Origin of the sequence: Bradyrhizobium sp. PRIMUS42 (assembly GCF_023006515.1) — a bacterium.
Classification (GTDB): domain Bacteria; phylum Pseudomonadota; class Alphaproteobacteria; order Rhizobiales; family Xanthobacteraceae; genus Bradyrhizobium.
Genome location: NZ_JALBGZ010000722.1, coordinates 1 through 3,072 on the forward strand (window position 1 = coordinate 1; position 3,072 = coordinate 3,072).

The window sequence follows — 3,072 nt, forward strand, 5'->3', positions numbered from 1 at the left end:
CAGAGCGCGGCCGAGGCGATCGTGATCGAATACGACGTGCAGCCCGCGGTGGTCGACCCGGTCGAGGCCGTCAAGCCCGGTGCGCCCGTGGTATGGCCCGAGGCGCCCGACAACATCGTCGGCGCCATGGCTTACGGCGATGCCGCCAAGGTGGACGAGGCTTTTGCCAGGGCGGCGCACACCGTCGAGCTCGATCTCGTCAGCCAGCGCCTCGTGCCGTCCGCGATGGAGCCGCGCTCGACCATTGCCGAGATCGATAAGAAGAGCGGACGTCTCCTGTTGCATGTGCAATCGCAGACCCCGGCTTCGACCCGCGACGTGCTCGCCGAGGCCGTGCTGAAGCGTCCCAAGGACAGCGTCCGCGTGCTGGTCGGCGACATCGGCGGCGGCTTCGGCCAGAAGACCAATCTCTATCCGGAAGACGGCATTGTCGCTTACGCGGCAACCAAGCTGAACAAGAAAATCCGCTGGCGCGGCGACCGCACCGACGAGTTCGTCGGCGGCACCCATGGCCGCGATCTCACCTCGACGGCGTCCTTCGCGCTGGATGAAAAGGGCAAGGTGCTGGCCTATCGCGTCAAGTCGATCGGCTGCACCGGCGCCTATTCCTCGGGCGCGGCGAACATCATCCCGTTGGTGCTCGGGCCGTTCGTGCAGACCGGCGTCTATGACCTGCCGCTGGTGCATTTCGAAGTAAAGTCGGTGATGACCCACACCGCGCCGGTCGGCGCCTATCGCGGCGCGGGCCGTCCCGAAGCCGTCTTTATCGTCGAGCGCCTGTTCGACGCCGCCGCGCGAAAGATCGGCATGGACCCGCGTGCAATCCGCAAAGTGAACTACATCAAGCCGGCGCAGCTGCCCTACACCAACGCGGCCGGGCAGGTTTACGATTCCGGCGCATTCACGCACATGCTCGACCGCGCCGTGAAGCTCGCCGACTGGGACGGCTTTGCCGCGCGCAAGAAGGCGGCCAAAAAGAAGGGCCTGCTCTACGGCCGCGGCCTCACCTCCTATATCGAATGGACCGGCGGCCGCGCCCACACCGAGAAGGTCAGCCTGCACGCGACCTCTCAAGGGCGTGTCGTGCTGCATTCCGGCACCATGGCGATGGGACAGGGCCTGCAGACCACCTACACCCAGATGATCGCCGACACGCTCGGCATCGCCATGGACAAGATCGACGTGATCCAGGGTGACACCGATCTCGCCATGGGCTTTGGCAGCGTCGGCTCGCGCTCACTGTTCGTCGGCGGCACGGCTGTCGCGGTCTCCTCCACCGACTTGATCCAGAAGGCGCGCGAGAAGGCGGCGAACGTGCTGGAGACGTCGGTCGAGGACATCGAATACCAGGGCGGCATGCTCACCGTGGTCGGCACGGACCGCCGCATCAGCCTGTTCGACATCGCCGAGAAGGAGAGCGGCGCCAGGCTCAGCGTCGATTCGGAAGGTGAGGTCGACGGTCCGAGCTGGCCCAACGGCACGCATATCTGCGAGGTCGAGATCGATCCCGAGACCGGCGTCTCCAAGGTCGTTCGCTACACCACGGTCGACGACGTCGGCGTCGCCGTGAACCCGATGCTGGTGACGGGCCAGATTCATGGCGGCGTCGCGCAGGGCATCGGCCAGGCGCTGTACGAGGGCGTCTCCTACGATGCCGACGGCCAGCTCCTCACCGCGAGCTACCAGGATTATTGCATCCCGCGCGCCGACGACGTTCCGCCGATCGTGGTGACGCTGGATGATTCCGCGCCCTGCCGCACCAATCCGCTCGGTGCCAAAGGTTGCGGCGAATCCGGCGCCATCGGCGGTCCGCCTTGCGTCACCAACGGCGTGATGGACGCGCTCGCCGATCTCGGCATCACCCAGCTGAATACCCCCCTGACGCCGCAGAAGGTGTGGCAGGCGATCCGGGATGCGAAGGCGGCGGGGTAATCCTTCAAGGGCACCGTCATTGCGAGCGCAGCGAAGCAATCCAGAAATCTCTCCCCGGAAAGATCCTGGATTGCTTCGTCGCAAGGGCTCCTCGCAATGACGGAGGAGAGAGCCTTAGCCCTCAAATCCCCAGCATCATCTTCGCAATGATATCGCGCTGAATCTCCGAGGTGCCGCCGAAGATCGTATAGGCGCGGCCGTTGAGATATTCCGGTACCATTGTCAGCATCTCCTCAGGCGTCGTCGGCTCGTGGTTGAGCTTGTAGAGCGGGCGCATCGGCTCGACGGCGAGGGCGTCATGGCCGATCACGTCGGCGCCCAGCCGTGTCACCGCCTGGCGGATCTCGCTGTTGCGCAGCTTCAGGATCGACGACACCGCGCCGGGATTTTGTCCGGTCTGCAGCGCCGAGAGCACGCGCAGCTCGGTCATCTCCAGCGCGTCGATGTCGACCTCGACCTCGGAGATGCGCGTCGCGATATCGGGGCTGTCGATCGCCCGTCCGGTCAGGTCGGACTCGGCGAGATCCGCGATGGCCTTCAGCCCTTCGCGCAGCTTGGCCGACGCAATGCCCGAGCCGCGCTCGAACTCGAGCAGATATTTGCCGTAGGTCCAGCCCTTGCCTTCCTCGCCGACACGGTTGGCCACGGGCACGCGGACGTCGTCGAAGAACACCTGGTTGACCTCGTGGTCGCCGCCGATGGTGAGAATGGGGCGCGTGGTGATGCCCGGCGTCTTCATGTCGATCAGGATGAAGCTGATGCCGTCCTGCTGCCGTGGCCCGTCGCTGGTGCGCACCAGCGCAAACATGCGGTTGGCGTGGTGCGCATGCGTGGTCCAGATCTTGGTGCCGTTGATGATGTAATCGTCGCCGTCGCGCACCGCGCGTGTCTTCAGCGAGGAGAGGTCGGAGCCGGAGCCCGGTTCGGAATAGCCCTGGCACCAATAATCCTCGCCCGAGAGAATCCGCGGCAGGTAGAAGTTCTTCTGCTCCGGTGAGCCGAAGCCGATGATGACGGGCCCGACCATCTTCACGCCCATCACGTTCACGTTGGGCACGCCGGCCCGCGCGGACTCTGTCTCGAAGATCCAGCGCTGCGCCGGCGTCCAGTCCGGCCCCCCATGCTCGACCGGCCAGCCCG

2 protein-coding genes are annotated in these 3,072 nt (G+C 65.6%); one reads left to right on the plus strand and one right to left on the minus strand.

Features of this window, described 5'->3' with window-relative positions:
- The coding region (locus MOV75_RS32510) for a xanthine dehydrogenase family protein molybdopterin-binding subunit (RefSeq protein ID WP_247007364.1) at positions 1–1,932 on the plus strand (1,932 nt) is incomplete at its 5' end.
- Positions 1,933–2,053: 121 nt separating this feature from the next.
- Here the strand turns inward: MOV75_RS32510 and MOV75_RS32515 are convergent.
- A partial coding sequence (locus MOV75_RS32515) for an acyl-CoA dehydrogenase family protein (RefSeq protein WP_247007366.1) occupies positions 2,054–3,072 on the minus strand: 1,019 nt, incomplete at its 5' end.